The 17197-nt window shown below is 47.3% G+C and carries 20 protein-coding genes and 1 tRNA gene; 11 read left to right on the top strand and 10 right to left on the bottom strand.

Annotation, left to right across the window (positions count from 1 at the left end; genetic code table 11):
* The first annotated feature begins 91 nt into the window (after window positions 1-91).
* Window positions 92-577 (top strand): PAS domain-containing protein, encoded by a 486-nt coding sequence (locus ACOGW3_RS12990; RefSeq protein ID WP_419903362.1) that lies wholly within the window; start codon window positions 92-94, stop codon window positions 575-577.
* A gap of 129 nt (window positions 578-706) precedes the next feature.
* Here ACOGW3_RS12990 and ACOGW3_RS12985 read toward each other — a convergent pair whose 3' ends face one another.
* Entirely contained in the window at window positions 707-1030 is a 324-nt protein-coding gene (locus ACOGW3_RS12985) for a hypothetical protein (protein WP_419903361.1), read from the bottom strand.
* A gap of 510 nt (window positions 1031-1540) precedes the next feature.
* A complete protein-coding gene (locus tag ACOGW3_RS12980) occupies window positions 1541-1702 on the bottom strand; it encodes a hypothetical protein (RefSeq protein ID WP_419903360.1) in 162 nt (53 codons plus the stop codon).
* Here ACOGW3_RS12980 and ACOGW3_RS12975 point away from each other — a divergent pair.
* Window positions 1689-2921, top strand: a complete 1233-nt coding sequence (locus ACOGW3_RS12975) for an ISL3 family transposase (RefSeq protein ID WP_419901077.1) — start codon at window positions 1689-1691, stop codon at window positions 2919-2921. The genes ACOGW3_RS12980 and ACOGW3_RS12975 overlap by 14 nt on opposite strands.
* A gap of 48 nt (window positions 2922-2969) precedes the next feature.
* Window positions 2970-3482 (top strand): hypothetical protein, encoded by a 513-nt coding sequence (locus ACOGW3_RS12970; RefSeq protein WP_419903359.1) that lies wholly within the window; start codon window positions 2970-2972, stop codon window positions 3480-3482.
* 197 nt (window positions 3483-3679) lie between these two features.
* Here the strand turns inward: ACOGW3_RS12970 and ACOGW3_RS12965 are convergent, their stop codons facing one another.
* From ACOGW3_RS12965 to ACOGW3_RS12955, 3 genes are all read right to left on the bottom strand, one after another.
* Window positions 3680-4081: a hypothetical protein gene (locus ACOGW3_RS12965; protein WP_419903358.1), complete on the bottom strand. Its 402-nt coding sequence runs from the start codon at window positions 4079-4081 to the stop codon at window positions 3680-3682.
* The gene (locus ACOGW3_RS12960) at window positions 4071-4358 is read right to left on the bottom strand and encodes a hypothetical protein (protein WP_419903357.1); all 288 of its coding nucleotides are present in this window, start codon (window positions 4356-4358) and stop codon (window positions 4071-4073) included. Before ACOGW3_RS12960 ends, ACOGW3_RS12965 begins: the two co-directional genes overlap by 11 nt.
* Window positions 4359-4769: 411 nt before the next feature.
* On the bottom strand, window positions 4770-4979 hold the full coding sequence (locus tag ACOGW3_RS12955) for a hypothetical protein (protein WP_419903356.1): 210 nt from the start codon (window positions 4977-4979) through the stop codon (window positions 4770-4772).
* Window positions 4980-5653: 674 nt separating this feature from the next.
* On the opposite strand from ACOGW3_RS12955, the gene ACOGW3_RS12950 reads away from it, so the two are divergent.
* Complete coding sequence (locus ACOGW3_RS12950; protein WP_419903355.1) at window positions 5654-6559, top strand: radical SAM protein; 906 nt, start codon at window positions 5654-5656, stop codon at window positions 6557-6559.
* Window positions 6560-6600: 41 nt separating this feature from the next.
* Entirely contained in the window at window positions 6601-7278 is a 678-nt protein-coding gene (locus tag ACOGW3_RS12945) for a YczE/YyaS/YitT family protein (protein WP_419903354.1), read from the top strand.
* 3 nt (window positions 7279-7281) lie between these two features.
* Here the strand turns inward: ACOGW3_RS12945 and ACOGW3_RS12940 are convergent.
* Window positions 7282-7358: transfer RNA gene (locus tag ACOGW3_RS12940), tRNA-Arg, on the bottom strand.
* A 146-nt stretch (window positions 7359-7504) separates the two neighbouring features.
* Complete coding sequence (gene pip / locus ACOGW3_RS12935; RefSeq protein ID WP_419903353.1) at window positions 7505-8458, bottom strand: prolyl aminopeptidase; 954 nt, start codon at window positions 8456-8458, stop codon at window positions 7505-7507.
* Between pip and ACOGW3_RS12930 the strand changes: the two genes are divergently transcribed.
* From ACOGW3_RS12930 to ACOGW3_RS12915, 4 genes are all read left to right on the top strand, one after another.
* Window positions 8447-9349: a thermonuclease family protein gene (locus ACOGW3_RS12930; RefSeq protein WP_419903352.1), complete on the top strand. Its 903-nt coding sequence runs from the start codon at window positions 8447-8449 to the stop codon at window positions 9347-9349. The two genes, pip and ACOGW3_RS12930, sit on opposite strands and share 12 nt — an antisense overlap.
* Window positions 9350-9390: 41 nt before the next feature.
* A complete protein-coding gene (locus tag ACOGW3_RS12925) occupies window positions 9391-9801 on the top strand; it encodes a rhodanese-like domain-containing protein (RefSeq protein WP_419903351.1) in 411 nt (136 codons plus the stop codon).
* 82 nt (window positions 9802-9883) lie between these two features.
* A complete protein-coding gene (locus tag ACOGW3_RS12920) occupies window positions 9884-11368 on the top strand; it encodes a M48 family metalloprotease (protein WP_419903350.1) in 1485 nt (494 codons plus the stop codon).
* 73 nt (window positions 11369-11441) lie between these two features.
* Window positions 11442-13280: an adenylate/guanylate cyclase domain-containing protein gene (locus tag ACOGW3_RS12915; protein WP_419903349.1), complete on the top strand. Its 1839-nt coding sequence runs from the start codon at window positions 11442-11444 to the stop codon at window positions 13278-13280.
* A gap of 43 nt (window positions 13281-13323) precedes the next feature.
* Here the strand turns inward: ACOGW3_RS12915 and ACOGW3_RS12910 are convergent, their stop codons facing one another.
* Complete coding sequence (locus ACOGW3_RS12910; protein ID WP_419903348.1) at window positions 13324-13485, bottom strand: hypothetical protein; 162 nt, start codon at window positions 13483-13485, stop codon at window positions 13324-13326.
* On the opposite strand from ACOGW3_RS12910, the gene ACOGW3_RS12905 reads away from it, so the two are divergent.
* Window positions 13472-14704 carry an ISL3 family transposase gene (locus ACOGW3_RS12905; protein ID WP_419901077.1) on the top strand — a complete coding sequence of 411 codons (1233 nt, stop codon included), beginning with the start codon at window positions 13472-13474 and terminating at the stop codon, window positions 14702-14704. The two genes, ACOGW3_RS12910 and ACOGW3_RS12905, sit on opposite strands and share 14 nt — an antisense overlap.
* A gap of 30 nt (window positions 14705-14734) precedes the next feature.
* Window positions 14735-15463, top strand: coding sequence for a substrate-binding periplasmic protein (locus ACOGW3_RS12900; RefSeq protein ID WP_419903347.1), 729 nt, complete (start codon window positions 14735-14737; stop codon window positions 15461-15463).
* 20 nt (window positions 15464-15483) lie between these two features.
* Here ACOGW3_RS12900 and ACOGW3_RS12895 read toward each other — a convergent pair whose 3' ends face one another.
* Both ACOGW3_RS12895 and ACOGW3_RS12890 read right to left on the bottom strand, forming a co-directional pair.
* Window positions 15484-16173 (bottom strand): helix-turn-helix transcriptional regulator, encoded by a 690-nt coding sequence (locus ACOGW3_RS12895; RefSeq protein WP_419903346.1) that lies wholly within the window; start codon window positions 16171-16173, stop codon window positions 15484-15486.
* On the bottom strand, window positions 16173-16973 hold the full coding sequence (locus ACOGW3_RS12890; protein WP_419903345.1) for a hypothetical protein: 801 nt from the start codon (window positions 16971-16973) through the stop codon (window positions 16173-16175). Before ACOGW3_RS12890 ends, ACOGW3_RS12895 begins: the two co-directional genes overlap by 1 nt.
* Window positions 16974-17197: the final 224 nt, after the last annotated feature.

Raw genomic sequence — 17197 nt, 5'->3', positions numbered from 1 at the left:
GAAAATACTTTTGCTATCAATTATCAAAACCGATTACTCTAGCGCGATAATTGAATTTCATTCGTGAAAGTAAATTGTAATGACACCGTTGATGAAATTTAATGCCCGGGTTTTTGACGATAGTTTTTTGCAGCAATATGATGAACGCATCGCCGCTTTTTATCAGATGTGGAAAGCAAAATGCGGGGATGATACCATCCCTTCGCGCAGCGATTTTGACCCCGTCGAAATGGTCCAGTTTTTATCCGGGATAACCCTAGTTGATGTCGACCGGGAAACCCACGAATTAACCTATCGACTGGTGGGCACCAACGAAGTCGACGTCAGGGGGAAAGACCCCACGGGAGAACGTGTCAGAGATAATTTCCACGCCAACAGCTGGGAAGACGCCTGGGGCAATTATGGTCACGTCATCCTGACCAAAGGCGTTGCCTATGATAATTCAGACATCCCAAATTCAAACGGCGCCATGGTCGAAGACGAAACCGTATTTGTACCGTTATCCGGAGATGGGGAGCATGTGAATATCGTGATGTTGTATAGTATTCAGAGAAGAATATCTGAGAATATGGCGTAATATGAGGTACGAGCTAACCACTCTGAATTGAGGTTTGGTTTATCAGGCGAATTTGTGGGCAATGATCCTTTCTAACCAAGAACTAGAGCTGTTCCACATAGGTAGAATCATCGTCGTCATTCCCAAACATCAATTTTTTTCATTTAGTTGAATGAGTAATTTACCTTCCTTCATTTCAATCTTGGTGACTTTACTCAAAGGCTGAATACCGAAAGATGGCAGTAAATCTATGTAACTTTCCCCCTCAAGAAGATCATCTTCAGGATCTTTTGGAGACTCACTCCAAAATAAAACGCCTACATCAATAAAAAACCTATAGGACGTTCGAGAGAGGCAAATATAAAATACGCCAAGGCCATCTTTAAGACTCCTCCCTACTCCACAAAACTCTTCACAGCGCGTCCCTACCAGTTCTGGAATTTCTGTCTGAGAATCTTGACGCGATACACTCAAATCTGCTCACCTCATAAGTATTTGTGCATATGTCTGTGTAGTTCCCTATTAACTGCAATCCAGACAAGCCACCATAGCCCACTATCTTCTGAATAAAATCAACCCAGCATCAATTGATATTAGTTTTACAACTAAAGCATGTTGTGACCAAATAAGTAAACGCGTTTGGATGTTAGGCGAGGAATGACTGTTTTCGACCCATAGCTGACCTTCATCAAACTCACATGGAACGATGCCAACTAAACGAACTGATTGGCCAGTGTTTCTTATTATAGGATTTATTACATGAAGACACTTAGTGATATATTTGAAGTGCTTAAACCCGCAGAAATAGCTGCCTTCGTAGGCGCAGCAGCATGGGCACCGCATCTTTGGAATATGGTTCGTAGTTATTTAATAAAACCGCTTGTGATATTCATTCCTGAATCATCTGTTCAAATTGGTTTTACTACCCTTGGTCCAATTTTTAATTTGAATATGGCAATAGGAATAGAGCAAAAAGATGCTATTCTAGATGGAATTTACATCACCATAAAACATGAAAATGGTGATAATCATATTTTGGCTCTTCTCCGCTTTGTTGAGTAGAAAAAGATGCCGACCGCCAAGTAACCTGTTGATATGTATGGTTTCTGATAACTTTACATAGAGCAGGTATATGACAATCAACATCTCGCAGCATATTTTAGGCCTCAAAGGGCAACGTGTAAATGAAATTAAACTGGATGACGGCGGTGTTAAGATTGTCATTCACTGCAGCCGAGACGCGCGTAGGAGGGCTATAGACCCTGCTACAGGCCAGAAGGGAAGCATCAACCAGCATGTCCGCCGACAAGTAAACGACATCCCCCTTTTTGGGTATCCTTGTGTGGTCGAGATTGAGCTGGCGCAGGTTTATATTAACAAGGGCGAACGCCGCATTGAGGGGTGTGATTTTGTTGATAAAGGGTGCCGTTTCACTCACCGATTTTGCCGACTGATCAGTGGATTATGTCGGCATATGTCTATTCAAGCGGTTTCCAGACATTTGGATATACGATGGGAAACGGTCAAGAATATCGACAGGGCATACCTTATTGAAACTCTCCCTACGCTTGATCCTGCAGAGCTAACTGGCTTGGAATATATTGGTGTAGATGAAGTTGCCCGGGCGAAAGGTCATGACTACATGACGGTGGTCTACGATATGGTTGGCGGTCATCTGATCTGGGTTGAAGCAGGCCGAACTGCCGAGGTTTTTTCAAGGTTTTTGAAACAACTGCAACCAGATACAGCCTGCAAAATAAAGGCCGTAGCGATGGATATGGGGCCTGCCTACCAAAAGGCTGTCAGAGAGTCCTTGCCGTTGGCCGACATAGTATTTGACCGTTTCCACGTCATGAAAAACTACAGCAAAGCTATCCATAATCAGCGTCGACTTGAGTTCAGAAAGGCCGATCCAAGTGGTAAAGAGTTGATGAAAGGGACGCATTATCTGTTGCTCAAAAATGCGGATAAGTTGAGTGAAAAACAAAGTGACAAGCTGCAAAGGTTGCTGGAGAGCAATAGCAACCTGAATGCACTTTACGTCTTGAAAGAACAGCTTCAGCTGCTGTGGAGTGCCGCTTCATTTGAGGCGATGGCGGAGCAACTGGAACGTTGGTGCCTGATAGCAGATCAGTCACAGATGCTCTATCTAAAAAAGTTCGCGAAATCCCTACGGAAACATTGTGTGGGCATCTGCAACTACGCCAAACACAAGCTCACAAGCGCCAGGATAGAGGCTGGTAATGTCAGTATAGGAATGATCCGTAAGCGAGCCAGAGGCATCAAGGATACCGAATACTTCAAACTCAAAATTAGACAATCATCCATTCCAGATAATCAATCTATGCTCTATTTGAAATCCTAAATCTACTCAACAAAGCGGAGAAGAGCCCATATTTTTAAATGGATGGGTATGAGTGAGACATTCAGTGAAATTCGAGATTCTGCAGGGGCGACACAAACAGTATCAAAAAACCAAAATGCAATCGCTGTAAAATTAAACATGATCTCACTGGTTGAGAAATTTTTCAGATTTCAAAGTTCACAATTTGTAGACACTCAACCTAATTTGATGGCTTCCCTTATTGAGAAGATTGCATTTCTCAAAAGTAATGATGAAATTCATAGTGATCAAATTATGAATACACAAGAAATGTATAATTACATTGAACACTTAAAAAGCCTATTTAGGTGGAAATCAGGCAATTATGTTGTATCGTTTGATGTTACATCTCCAAGAAAAATAACTGTTAAAAATCGTGAATATAGGTTCTCTTTAACACAAGAAAATATTAATCAACTCACTAAAAATTTGGATGAAATTACAATTGATTTAAAGTCTTTGGTAGACAGACATGTGTCTAAAGAAAATCAAATAGATGCAAGTTGGAATTGGATATATCCAAAACTAGAAGAAAAAATCTAATTATTAAGTAGGTCTAATAAATAAATCTATTAAGTGCCTTAGGAGTTCTGCTTCTGGCACCAGCCTGAATTCTAAGCTTCATTAGAAGAGGAATTCAACATTTAGTTAAATTACAATGGTGATAATTTTTGGGAGCTTGGGAAAGGAAATTGCAGTGAAATCGAATAGCTTTGATGGAAATAAGCAGAATAAAATAATTATTTTTTCTTAGGGGACACGTTATCTACAACAGGAGATTTTATGACGACGGGCGCTGAAATCATTTGATCACGCATATTAACAACAGTATCTCCGATCAACCACCATACAACACTAGAGGCCGCAACTATTAAAATAGCGCTTACTACGGCTCCCCCTATTGTTCTATTTAACGTTTTATCTACAGCGTCGAGACGAGTACAAACTCCTTTCACTTCATTTTTTTGGTCATCAATTTTTTGAGCAACATTATCAAGTGTGGCTTCTAATTTTCCGACACTTTTTTGAAGCTCCATAACTGCTTGTAAAGTAAAGTCATGGCTTGGTTGAGAATAGTTAGGAGCAGCTTCCGCCATCCGCTCAGGCACCACACCTTGTAAACGTTCTCTATTATCTACCATGAGGACCTCCTGGCCAATTGACTCTAATCCACTCCCAGACATCAACAGGCTCAACACCATAGTAACTTGAAACTCCCGTTACCATTGTTCTCCCAATATTTGACCCATCATCAGATACGATTCCAAGATCTCTTGATAAACTTTCAGCTGTACCCTCGAAAGACACAAGCCAAGTCATCGTACTGACTTTAAAGTGATCATCAGGAAATTTCGTTTCAATTGCCTGCGTAAGCTCAGCTTTTTGAGATCCGTGATGAGTAATTAAAAATATGCCCATTTGTAATGTATCCCATACTGAAATTAGAGATTCAATCTAATTGATAAAATTAGTGACAATTCGACCAAAAGTAGTGCCCACTCATTTAATAACGGGTCTCTATTCTTGGTTTTTTAGAAGGAGATTCATCACCGTGTAAAGTATAAAATTATTGAAATATTCTAATAACGACAAAGTATCTTAAATTAATAATATTTGGATGACCGCTTTTGGCACGAAGCAGCCAAGCATAAATCAGCTGAAATTACGCCCCATATTTCACGGCCCCAAAATACTGGTATATGAATTGTCGAAGAATTTGGGTGCAGCGCATAAAGAAATGGCGGGAAGTAAACTTCCCGCCATACATGTTATCTCACACAGGCTTGAGATAACGTGTATTTGACCTAGATAATTGAGAGCGTGAGGGGGTTACTGTTCTGCCTCAATCATATCACCGAAGAGTTGCCGAATTTTATCTTCGCCTAAGTCGTTTTTCTTTAATCCTACAATGGAGATCGTAGGGTTTGGAGTTGTCGGTGTCATTATATGACCCGTTTGTCCCATGACGGATACGGCGTTTAGGGCGGTTGCCAATGCCCTGCTGCCGATGGTGCTCGCTGTCATGTTTTGCTGTGCCATGGGTTTCTCCAGTTATGTTAGGAATTCTGGCTCGCAACAGACTTCCTAACCATGAGTAGTGCAGGTGGCGCGCCAACTTTAGCAGTGAGTGCATTTTTATTGAGAATTTCACCCACAACTAACTGAATATAATAAGAAAATTATTTTTCGATAAAAACTCAATCAACGCGGGACACGCCACTTAAAAATGAAAAAGTGAGGGTTTCTGCGGACCTCAAACAATTCAAGTGGCAAGGCTACTGCAAATCACAGCTCATGATTGTCAATTTATGCAATTAAAACGGATGCTTAGCACTCGCAAAGGCTGTATTTACCAATTAACACACAGTCTTTTAATTGCATATTGCAATAAAAACAGCAGCCAGTCGTGGCAAAATGCAATGCGTAATGCGAAAAGCGGCGCAGTAGGGCTCCGGCTTAAGGGGGAATTGGGGCTAGAGTGTCCTTGAGCGGTGGCCTGGATAATAATTGGGACAATAATTAGAACAAGAACCGGACCGATATCTTGTTTCAAAAAGCCGGGCCAGAGATCAGGCCAAGGATCTGTTACATCCTGGCCAAGCCAAGAATGAGTTTGAATTTGTCGGGTATCACCCCTTTTGCTATGGTGCCCTCCTTTGGAGGCCATTTAATATGATGCCTCCCGTTGGGGGCCTTTTACTGTGGTGCCTCCTATGGAAAAATCTCCCGTTGGAGGAATTGCAATTTTTTACGATATGCCGCTCTATCGCCCTCCGAGTGAAGGTAATAACCTGATCATACAGGCCACTCTTGGGTGCTCTGCAAACTATTGCACCTTTTGCTCTATGTATAAGACGAAGTCCTACATCGCCCGACCGCTGGAGCAGGTATTCGCAGATATAGACAGAGCGGCGCGTGAGTGGCCCACGGCAAGCCGCGTATTCCTGGCCGATGGCGATGCCCTCACCCTGTCGATGGATACACTGCGCGCGATCCTCAACAAACTGCACGAAACCTTCCCCGCGCTGACAAGGGTGTCGGCCTATGCAACGCCCAAGAACCTGATCGACAAATCCGTTGATGAATTGCGTGAGCTGAAATCTATGAAGCTTAACTTCGTCTACATGGGGATAGAATCAGGATCGACGGACGTCCTCAAGCGCGTGATCAAAGGGGCCTCGCAAAAGACCCATGGCATGGCATTGGACAATGCCAATGCGGCAGGGTTGAAAGTGTCTGCGACCGTGATCCTGGGGCTCGCCGGGCGCGCAGGGTGGGAAGACCACATTGCGGGGACGGCAAAACTGATCAATGAACATCCGCCGACCTATCTCTCAACCCTTCAACTCACCCTCGATGAAGGGGTGGTTGATGAGTTCATGGCAGGACAGGAAGCGGGGTTTGAGTTTCAGGATGACGATGCCATTCTCATCGAGCAGGAGCAGTTGCTCAAGCTCCTCGACCCGCCAAAGCCGGTAATCTTTCGCTCCAACCATGCGTCGAACTGCTTGCCACTGGCGGGTAATCTGCCCCGGGACCGCGACAAATTACTGGACGTTATTACCACGGCAAAAACCCAGACCCACATGCTCAGATCTCACAGGATGCGTGGGTTGTGATGCGTGGGTTATGATGGGTAGTTTGTGATGCGTAGGTTTTAATGAAAGTACTTTCCTCTCTCTCATTCCTGTCGGTCAAGGGTATCCCCTCCCTGTCCTGGAGCTCGCCAAAGCCGCTGAATTTACGGCCCGACCTTGTCACCGTGTTGCTACTGGTGGTTGGCCTGGTCATATTTGGCCTTGGGGAAGCGCTTCTGATCGCCGCGGGAACAGGCGTGAGCCCCTGGACTGTGCTTGCGCAGGGTGTGAGCAACAAAACCGGCTGGAGCATCGGGTTATCGACCTTTATTGTCAGCCTGACCGTGCTTGTGCTGTGGTGGCCGCTCAAACAGGTACCGGGCATCGGCACCATCCTGAACGCCGTTATCATCGCCCTGGTGTTCGAATTCGCCCTGCCCTACATGCCCAGGCCCGAAACCTATCTGTTTCAGATCTTACTCGCCATATCAGGTGTTCTGGTGACCGGATTAGGCGGCGGCATTTACCTGATCGCCAATTTGGGCCCCGGCCCCAGAGACGGCTTGATGACCGGACTACAGCAACTGACCAACTTTCCCATAGCCTGGGTTAGATCTGGCATAGAGCTCGGCGCGGTTATCGCCGGCTGGACCCTGGGCGGTGTCGTCGGCCTCGGCACGGTATTGTTCGCCCTGCTCATCGGCCCCTCCGTCGCGCTCAGCCTGTTCGTGCTGACCAAGATGTTCGACGGGGAGAAGTAGAAATGGTGATCCCGACGCGATTCGAACGCGTGACCCTCAGATTAGGAATCTGATGCTCTATCCTGCTGAGCTACGGGACCACTTGTACTCTGTATAATCGAGAGATCCGTCGCTGCCAAGGGGCGAAAATCTCTCTGTAAAAGCTTTTTGATCCCCGAGTTATGCCCCTTGGCTAACCAGGTGTTTTATACTTCCTAGACTATTGAACTCTAGAGGTTCTTGAACCCTAGAGGCTCTTATACTTTTCGGTGGCTTCGACCAGGGCAGAGCAGATGCCGGGATCGCTGGCGGAGTGTCCGGCGGCGTCGATGACCCTGAACTCTGCTTCCGGCCAGGCCTTGGAGAGCTCATACGCCGTGGTGATCGGGCAGACGATGTCATAGCGGCCGTGCACGATAACAGCGGGGATGTGCCGGATAGTATCCATATGGCCGAGCAGGCCCTCTTCGGGCAGGAAGCTTCGGTGTTTGAAATAGTGGGCTTCAATCCGGGCGGTGCTCAGGGCTTTGTTATCCATCCGCGACGCCGCGACGATTTCAGGGTCAGGCACCAGGCTGACACACGATCCCTCATAACCACTCCACGCCTTTGCAACCGGCATGTGTATGGCCGGATCCGGGTCGGTCAGTCTTGTGTAGAAAGAATTAAAGATATCGCCGTGCTCTTCTTCAGGAAGACTGGCGATAAAATCGTCATAGGCCTCTGGGAAGATCGCGCCCATGCCGTCGCTCGACATAAACCAGTCCAACTCTTTCTGCCGCGAGAGGAAGATCCCCCTAAGAATCAAGGCCTCTGTCCGCGCGGGATGGGCCTGAGCATAGGCGAGAGACAGGGTGCTGCCCCAGGACCCGCCAAAGACAACCCAGCTTTCGATATCAAGCTGCGTGCGCAAGGCCTCCATATCGGAAATCAGGTGCTGGGTATCATTATTGACCAGCGAGCCCAGCGGGATCGACTTGCCACACCCGCGTTGATCGAACAACACAATGCGATAATGGGCCGGGTCAAAGAACTGACGCTGTTTGGGGGCGGTGCCGCCGCCGGGACCGCCGTGGACAAAAACAACCGGCTTACCATCTGGATTTCCCGATGTTTCCCAATAAATTTCGTGGCCATCTCCAACAGAAAGAAAGCCGAAATCATAGGGTTCAATTTCAGGAAAGGGGTCTTGGCGGCTCATCAAAAAATTCCATTAATGGTTGCAAGCGGTTACTCCTCACACTATGACGGGACTATGTCTTCTTTAAAAGCCCTGATCCTGTTAGCGCTTCCTCTCTTTGCCCGCCCTCTATTATTGGCGCTATTATTGGCTTTGTTTATGGCGGGGATCACTTTTGGTCCGGTGCGCGCGCAAACGGCCCTGAGTTTTGACCAGCAGGTTGAAGTCATGGCGATGAACGAAGAGGGTGATTTTATCCTGAAGTCCGGAGAGATTTTGCGGCCCGCAGAACTCATGCTGCCCAAAGCAGGGGATTGTGAGCGCCTGCCGAAAGTCTGTACTCTGGTTAAAGAAATCCAGGGTTATCACCAGCAACATATGGTGGGAAGACGGGTTTACATCGATAAAGGTAGCTCGTTCCACGATCGCTATAACCGGCTGCACGCCCATATCCAAAGCGCTGACGGTCACTGGTTACAACACAGTCTGTTTCACCAGGGACTGGCCCGGGTCGAAGCCACGGAAAGCTCTCCGACAACCACGCCGCTTCTGCTCGGCATTGAAGCCAACGCCCGCAAGCAGGAAAAGGGCATCTGGTCACTCAAGGCCTTTAAACCGCTCACGCCGGATATTCCCAAGGCCCGGATGGACCGCTTTCAGATTATCGAAGGTACCATCCATAAAACCGCCGAGGTTAGGGGCGTGATCTACCTGAATTTTGGTGACAACTGGCGCGAGGATTTCACCATCAAGCTCGCCAAAGACATGCGTCATAAATTCGCCGACAAGGGGCAATCCCTGCTCGCGCTGAAAGATCACCCGATCCGCATCCGGGGCTGGCTGTTCTGGGAAAACGGCCCTATGATATCCCTGCACAATCCGGAACAGCTGGAAATTCTAAATCAAGAATAAGACCCATAATAAGGGTTACTTAAAATAGGGATCGGGAAATCATGTCACAAAATCAGAAGGCCTCTTCCGAGGTCAGCCTGAAGGCGCTGCTAGAAGTCGCTTGTACGGAAATCACAGAACACTCACCCGCTGAGATCAAAGAACTTCTCAGCCAAGATAACGTGCTGTTGCTCGACATCAGGGACGTGCGTGAACTGGGCCGCGAAGGCAAGATCCCCGGCAGCTTTCACTGTCCACGCGGCATGCTGGAATTCTGGATTGCCCCCGGCAGCCCCTATTACAAGGAAGCCCTGTCTCCAGATCATCATTTCATTCTTCACTGCGCCTCTGGCTGGCGCTCCGCCCTCGCCGCCAAGACCTTGCAGGATATGGGAGTGGCAAGGGTCAGCCACATGAAAGGCGGCTTTGGCGCCTGGAAAGAAAGTGGCCTTGAGGTCGAAGAAAAGACATAATTTCCAGATAAATTTCTTAAGCTACGATCAAAATCGTTACGTTAACTTAGCCTAGAACTCCCAAGTGAGATGCATAAGACCGATGACTTATTCAAAACTGTCTTCTTATAGAAAACCCTTGCTCGCCATTGCCTTGATTGCGACCGGACCGCTGCTATCGGCCTGTTCCACATCCGAGGCGACCGGGCGAACGTTTTTTAATGGCGGCATGTCTCCGGAACAAGAACAGGAAGTCGGCCGCACCGAACACGTCAAGATCGTCAAGGAATTTGGCGGGGTATACGACGAAGATCCGGCACTGACCAATTACATCACAAAGCTTGGCACTTTCCTGGGCAAAACATCGGAAACTCCGAACCAGAAGTTCACCTTCACCCTGCTCGACAGTCCCGTGGTCAATGCCTTTGCCCTACCCGGCGGTTATGTTTACACCACCCGCGGCCTTCTCGCGCTCGCCAATGATGAAGCCGAGCTTGCCGGGGTGATTGCACACGAAATAGGACATGTCACTGCCAAGCACTCTGCAGAGCGCTACGGATCTACCCTGACAGCAGGAATTCTTGCCGCGGGGGTTGGTATACTCACAGGCAGTGGCGAGGCTGCCCGGGCGGTTAATACCGTGGGCAACCTAGCAGTTACCGGGTTCTCTCGCGAACAGGAATTTGAAGCAGATCTTCTCGGCGTGCGCTATCTCACTCGCGGTGGATTTGATCCCAATGGCATGGGAGAGTTCTTAACCCAGCTCCAGGCCAGCAGTCGCCTGGACGCGACCATAGCCGGCGACCCCGGTCGCGCCGATAAATTCAACATCATGCAAACCCACCCGCGTACCGCTGATCGGATTGATCGCGCGATCAAACAGGCAGGCACAACCACTGTTAAAAACCCCATCGTCGGTCGCGATGTCTATCTAAAGAAGATTGACGGCATGCTTTACGGGGACGACCCTAGTCAGGGGTACATCCGGGGGCAAAAATTCTCCCACCCCGAACTCAAGCTCACCTTTACCGCGCCAAAGGGTTTTCGCCTTATCAACTCTAAAACCAAGGTGGCCGCCGTTGGTCCCAGCGATTCCGTCATTATTTTTGACAGCGCCAAGGGCGAATTTAACGGTAGCCTCAAAAACTATGTTGTGAATAAGTGGGCCGAGAAAGCTGATATCAGAAACGTTGAAAAAATCACCATCAACGGCATGGAGGCCGTTACAGGCAGTATCAGTATTAATGGCAGAAACGGTAAACGAGATTTTCGACTGATCGCGATCCGGTTTGACGGTAACAAAGTTTACCGTTTCACCTTTATTACAAACCCAAATCAAACAAATAGCTTGTCAGAAGACTTCCGGCGCACAACATATTCTTTCAGGAAGCTCTCCCGGTCCGAAGCTGCTAAGCTGAAGCCCTACCGCCTTAAAATTCATACTGTACGTTCCGGTGAAACCGTGACCAGCCTTGCTAAAAAAATGCCTTTTGCCGATTACAAACTGGAAAGATTATTGGTTCTCAACGGTCTCAACAAAAACAGTCGCTTGCAACGCGGCCAAAAAATCAAACTTATTACCGAGTGAGTAGGACCCGATATTGGCAAGAGTAACTGAGGAAAATACCTCAAAAACAATCTCAAGCAGAACAGATTGTGCCATGAAGCAACACTGGCGTCCTTCACTCGCAATGGCACTATCCTTTGGCTTTGGGGGCATGACTATGGTTGCTCTGGCCATCGTGATTTGGCTATCTTTTGATACAGCTAAGGACAATACCTTTGCCCTTACTCAGGAAGTCACCGAGATCAGTTTCGGGTCGATCCGCTCTCACATCGACAACAATCTTACTGCCGCTGCCCGCCAGGTCACCTATATGGCAGATCTGGTAGAGCAAGGCCTGCTTGATCCTCGTGATGAGAAAGCGATAACCCAAACGATCAAAGGGGCTCTGGCTGCCACTCCCCAGGTTCGGGGCATGACTTTGATGCGAACAGATGGCTCCTCTATACAAGCCGGATGGCTCGACGATACGTCATTTTTCAGCAGGAACAAGAAAGGCGATAACGAATATCGTTTCGCAGCACTTCTGCAAGAGCTCAGAAATGCGGATGGAATTTATTGGGGCGGCATCATCTGGATCGAAGAGGTGAAAGAGCCGCACATTTCCGTCTTCCATCCAGTTTACAAAGACGATGTATATATAGGCGCAATGGGCGCGATTATTTCGATCAGCTCCCTGTCCGAGTACCTTAATAAACTGGATAAAGAGACCGGGAATCACACCTATCTTCTTATGGATCGGAACAAAGTTCTGGCCCACCCTTCCTTGATCGATATGAGTAGGTCCGGTCTGACAGCAGATAATCCACTCCCGACCTTAAACCAGGTGATCGATGGCAACCTACGCAAAATCTGGGACGAACCACTTTTTGAATTTAGCGAAGTCCTCGGCAAAGGGGAAATCAAGGGCCATGCAGTTGATTCCTTCGCAGGTGAACTTACCTTTTTACACACAAGTTTTTCCGACTATGGTTTTAATGACCTCACTCTCGGGATTTATTTTATGGAAGGCGAGCTCGAAGGTTATTACGAACGCCTTTGGTTCACGGGTGTGTTGGCCCTGGTTATTGCCCTTATAACTGTGGTTACAATTTTCCTTGCAGGCAAGTTTATCGCCAGACCTTTGCAAAGACTTTCCCACGCTTCTCAGCAAGTAGGACAGCTTGATCTCGCCCATGCAGAGCGCCTGCCTGGATCCATGTTCAGAGAGCTCGACACCGCTGCCAATGCCTATAATTCCATGCTCAGTGGATTAAAGTGGTTTGAGAACTATGTTCCCAAAAAATTGGTCAAACAGTTGATGGACACCGATGGTGAGGGCATCGCATCTGAGGAACGTGAGATCACGGTTATGTTTACCGATATCGTAGGCTTCACGGCCTTGAGCGAAAGCATGCCCGCACGAGAGCTTGCTGGCCTCCTTAATCATCATTTCGACCTTTTGGGCGCAAAAATCGAAGCAGAAGACGGCACGATCGATAAATACATCGGCGATTCAATCATGGCTTTCTGGGGCGCGCCTTCAATCCAGGAAGATCACGCGCAACGGGCCTGTCGTGCTGCCTTGGCAATAGAGAAAACCCTACAAGAGGACAATAAAGTCCGGCAAAAACAAGGCCTAGAACCAATACATATCAGAATTGGCATTCATAGTGGTTTAGCCGTTGCCGGGAACATCGGGGCTAAGGGACGGGTAAACTACACTCTGATTGGTGATACGGTAAACACAGCCCAGCGTTTGGAAAGCCTCGGTAAAGAAGTTCTTAACGAAAGTACTCAAACCGCCAAGACACTTATCTCATCAACTACATGGAATCACATCAACAAAGAAACAGATATGAGTACCGAACATAAGGGTAACTTCTCTTTAAGGGGACAGGGAAACAAAACTGAGGCCTATGAGCTCACGAACTCTGCCAAGAATACAGAATCATAATCGAAGTATCATTTTCCTGTTTGTTAAACCATTTATGAAATACTTAGAGCACAAACATAGGTCTCCCTTGCTCTAGGTATTCGACATGAAATTGTTGGCTCTTCTCCGCTTTGTTGAGTAGAAAAAGATGCCGACCGCCAAGTAACCTGTTGATATGTATGGTTTCTGATAACTTTACATAGAGCAGGTATATGACAATCAACATCTCGCAGCATATTTTAGGCCTCAAAGGGCAACGTGTAAATGAAATTAAACTGGATGACGGCGGTGTTAAGATTGTCATTCACTGCAGCCGAGACGCGCGTAGGAGGGCTATAGACCCTGCTACAGGCCAGAAGGGAAGCATCAACCAGCATGTCCGCCGACAAGTAAACGACATCCCCCTTTTTGGGTATCCTTGTGTGGTCGAGATTGAGCTGGCGCAGGTTTATATTAACAAGGGCGAACGCCGCATTGAGGGGTGTGATTTTGTTGATAAAGGGTGCCGTTTCACTCACCGATTTTGCCGACTGATCAGTGGATTATGTCGGCATATGTCTATTCAAGCGGTTTCCAGACATTTGGATATACGATGGGAAACGGTCAAGAATATCGACAGGGCATACCTTATTGAAACTCTCCCTACGCTTGATCCTGCAGAGCTAACTGGCTTGGAATATATTGGTGTAGATGAAGTTGCCCGGGCGAAAGGTCATGACTACATGACGGTGGTCTACGATATGGTTGGCGGTCATCTGATCTGGGTTGAAGCAGGCCGAACTGCCGAGGTTTTTTCAAGGTTTTTGAAACAACTGCAACCAGATACAGCCTGCAAAATAAAGGCCGTAGCGATGGATATGGGGCCTGCCTACCAAAAGGCTGTCAGAGAGTCCTTGCCGTTGGCCGACATAGTATTTGACCGTTTCCACGTCATGAAAAACTACAGCAAAGCTATCCATAATCAGCGTCGACTTGAGTTCAGAAAGGCCGATCCAAGTGGTAAAGAGTTGATGAAAGGGACACATTATCTGTTGCTCAAAAATGCGGATAAGTTGAGTGAAAAACAAAGTGACAAGCTGCAAAGGTTGCTGGAGAGCAATAGCAACCTGAATGCACTTTACGTCTTGAAAGAACAGCTTCAGCTGCTGTGGAGTGCCGCTTCATTTGAGGCGATGGCGGAGCAACTGGAACGTTGGTGCCTGATAGCAGATCAGTCACAGATGCTCTATCTAAAAAAGTTCGCGAAATCCCTACGGAAACATTGTGTGGGCATCTGCAACTACGCCAAACACAAGCTCACAAGCGCCAGGATAGAGGCTGGTAATGTCAGTATAGGAATGATCCGTAAGCGAGCCAGAGGCATCAAGGATACCGAATACTTCAAACTCAAAATTAGACAATCATCCATTCCAGATAATCAATCTATGCTCTATTTGAAATCCTAAATCTACTCAACAAAGCGGAGAAGTGCCAAATTGTTATTGGCAATCGCCTTATGTGTTTTGTGCACCAAAACTGTTATAGCCGATACCGTACACATCGTTACGGAAGAGTTTCCCCCGTATAATTACCAAGAAGATTCGAACGCAAAGGGGCTTTCAACAGAGGTAATTCAAGCGGTTTTGCAGGAGATCGATGTCCAGGCCGAAATTAATTTTTACCCCTGGGCCAGGGCGTACAAAATAGCTCAACAACGAAAAAATCACCTGATCTATTCAATTGTGCGGATTCCAGAAAGAGAGGAGCAATTTCAATGGGTCGGCAAGATAGCCCCTTACAGTACTTCACTCTACAAACTGAAATCCAATACAAATATTAAAGTTCACACCCTAAGCGATGCAAAAAACTATCTAGTCGGGGTCTCTCGTGAAGATGTTATCACGACCTACTTGCGGCGTAAGGGTTTCGTAACCTTCGACATTTCTAACCACGACTCAATAAACATCAAAAAGCTTTTATCAGGCAGGGTAGACCTCATTGCCTACGACGATGCTTCTTTTGTTTATATTGTTCGTTCAATGGGTTTAGATTTATCCAAGTTCGAAAAAATAAACCCGTTACTGGAACTATCAGGCTCTCTCTACATGGCCTTCAATAAAAACTCAGACACAGAACTCGTCAACAAATTCAGGGCCGGACTTCAATCCATAAAGGAAAATGGCCTATACGACGAAATTCAGCGTCGGTATTTTTTATTAAACTAACCCATAAACGCTCACAATGATCAGGCCGAGCTTTCGCGCTCTAAATGGCGGAGGAAATCATCGTGTGTTTTCCCGCGTTCGTGAGGAAATTCTTCTTTTAGAACAATCATTTGCTCTATTCGATCCAACCTGAAAACGCGAAAACCCTGTCGAAGCTCACACCATGCACCAAGCATCCATATTGCACGATAGAGTTGAAGACCTAGAGGCCAGAGAACACGTTGGCTTTTATCCCCCTTACCATCCCGATAGTTCAGCAATACCTTAGCTTGACTACGAATAGCCAACCTCAGGTCGCCGACATCGATGGTTATGGGTTCAGGAAGGGCATCGCCATGCGCGACCAAGCTTGGCTTTGCCAGACGGGGACGTAAGGGATCAGGGAGAACACTCTCTATTTTTTGCAAAACATCAGTCGCCGCCCGTGCCAACTTCGGATCGGCCCAGGCCTGTACCATCGTCATACCAAAGGCCAAGGCTTCAAGTTCTTCAGGATCAAACATCAAAGGCGGCAGGTCATAACCTTCGTATAGTAAATAGCCAACACCAGCCTCCCCTTCGACAGGGACCCCTGAGCAGATCAAATCCTTAATATCACGATAGACGGTCCGCGTGGAGATCTCCAGCTCTTCGGCTAAGCTCGCCGCGGTAATCAACTTGCCCCTACGGAGAATTTGAACGAGACGGAACAATCGGTCTGCCCGACGCATCAGCTTTCCAAAAGTTCGATGACTTGACCGTCCAAAGCCATACAAGCAGCAACCAGCTTGCCACCGAAACCACAGCCACCATCCACAGTCACGGAGTGTTTGGTATAAGCAACCCCCGCATGGTTTGGATCGTAGCCCCGTATCAATCGGGTAAAGGGACCAAAGTTTTCATTCAAACGAGAAAAGCCTTTATTCGCCCACCAAAAACTATCTTTTTGAGTCTCGAGAGGACGACTAGGGTTAATCCCACTGTTTACAAAAAGTGTTGTCCCATTGTTTGGGTAAGCGGCCCGCTTTAGCTCCCCAAGAACTTGGTAATGCCCCGGCTTCTCCTGCATCGCACGACGAACCTTGTTTGTCCATCGCGTCAATTGCATTGCCCCCGCCGCAGCTTCCCTAAAACCTTCTTTGGGATCAAAACCATAGGCGCTAAGAGATGCACCAACACCCTGATCAAGCATCCACTGCAACACACCCCTTGGGTCAGTAGCAAATTGAAGCTGTAAAAGCTTTTGCCACATCTCTTCCTGGGAGCCGCGAAGATATACAATGTCACGAGGGAAGTTTTGATATCTGGCCAAAAAGAAGCGACGGAAAGAAATCAACTCGTCTAAGGTTTCGCAGGTATGAGAACCCTGCCCCATAAAGTTGCCAAGATAGACTATTCTATCTCCACGCTTGAGGCGTGTTTCCAAAGCCCCATGAATATGGCGCAATTGTTCCACTTCACCGTGAATGGCCCCAATGGCCCAAATACGGTGTGTAGCAGTTAGGACAGCAAATTTTTGACGGTCGCCCATTTGAAAGGACGGTACCCCTGTCTACAGCTAGAACGAGAAAATAAGTCGATTAATCCAAGAAACCCATGGCCCTCAAACAGTATCTCTGGAAACTATTCAATTCCAGAGCCGCATGACCCAAACAGCAATAGTGTAAGATGTACCTTGGAAGAGTTTCCAAATTTACCTATCGGGCCATTCTCAACTAATTTTCCAGCTCTTTTGCTCAAACTAACGAGCGGTTA

Origin of the sequence: Kiloniella sp. (genome assembly GCF_965205715.1) — a bacterium.
Taxonomy (GTDB): domain Bacteria; phylum Pseudomonadota; class Alphaproteobacteria; order Kiloniellales; family Kiloniellaceae; genus Kiloniella.
This window is presented reverse-complemented; position numbering and strand designations above follow the sequence as displayed.

Coding starts and splice junctions, on each gene's coding strand:
- ACOGW3_RS12990 (WP_419903362.1), top strand. CDS start 92: ATGAAATTTAATGCCCGGGTTTTTGACGATAGTTTTTTGCAGCAATAT.
- ACOGW3_RS12975 (WP_419901077.1), top strand. CDS start 1,689: ATGACAATCAACATCTCGCAGCATATTTTAGGCCTCAAAGGGCAACGT.
- ACOGW3_RS12980 (WP_419903360.1), bottom strand. CDS start 1,702: ATGTTGATTGTCATATACCTGCTCTATGTAAAGTTATCAGAAACCATA.
- ACOGW3_RS12970 (WP_419903359.1), top strand. CDS start 2,970: ATGAGTGAGACATTCAGTGAAATTCGAGATTCTGCAGGGGCGACACAA.
- ACOGW3_RS12965 (WP_419903358.1), bottom strand. CDS start 4,081: ATGGTAGATAATAGAGAACGTTTACAAGGTGTGGTGCCTGAGCGGATG.
- ACOGW3_RS12960 (WP_419903357.1), bottom strand. CDS start 4,358: ATGGGCATATTTTTAATTACTCATCACGGATCTCAAAAAGCTGAGCTT.
- ACOGW3_RS12955 (WP_419903356.1), bottom strand. CDS start 4,979: ATGGCACAGCAAAACATGACAGCGAGCACCATCGGCAGCAGGGCATTG.
- ACOGW3_RS12950 (WP_419903355.1), top strand. CDS start 5,654: ATGGAAAAATCTCCCGTTGGAGGAATTGCAATTTTTTACGATATGCCG.
- ACOGW3_RS12945 (WP_419903354.1), top strand. CDS start 6,601: ATGAAAGTACTTTCCTCTCTCTCATTCCTGTCGGTCAAGGGTATCCCC.
- pip (WP_419903353.1), bottom strand. CDS start 8,458: ATGAGCCGCCAAGACCCCTTTCCTGAAATTGAACCCTATGATTTCGGC.
- ACOGW3_RS12925 (WP_419903351.1), top strand. CDS start 9,391: ATGTCACAAAATCAGAAGGCCTCTTCCGAGGTCAGCCTGAAGGCGCTG.
- ACOGW3_RS12920 (WP_419903350.1), top strand. CDS start 9,884: ATGACTTATTCAAAACTGTCTTCTTATAGAAAACCCTTGCTCGCCATT.
- ACOGW3_RS12915 (WP_419903349.1), top strand. CDS start 11,442: ATGAAGCAACACTGGCGTCCTTCACTCGCAATGGCACTATCCTTTGGC.
- ACOGW3_RS12905 (WP_419901077.1), top strand. CDS start 13,472: ATGACAATCAACATCTCGCAGCATATTTTAGGCCTCAAAGGGCAACGT.
- ACOGW3_RS12910 (WP_419903348.1), bottom strand. CDS start 13,485: ATGTTGATTGTCATATACCTGCTCTATGTAAAGTTATCAGAAACCATA.
- ACOGW3_RS12895 (WP_419903346.1), bottom strand. CDS start 16,173: ATGCGTCGGGCAGACCGATTGTTCCGTCTCGTTCAAATTCTCCGTAGG.
- ACOGW3_RS12890 (WP_419903345.1), bottom strand. CDS start 16,973: ATGGGCGACCGTCAAAAATTTGCTGTCCTAACTGCTACACACCGTATT.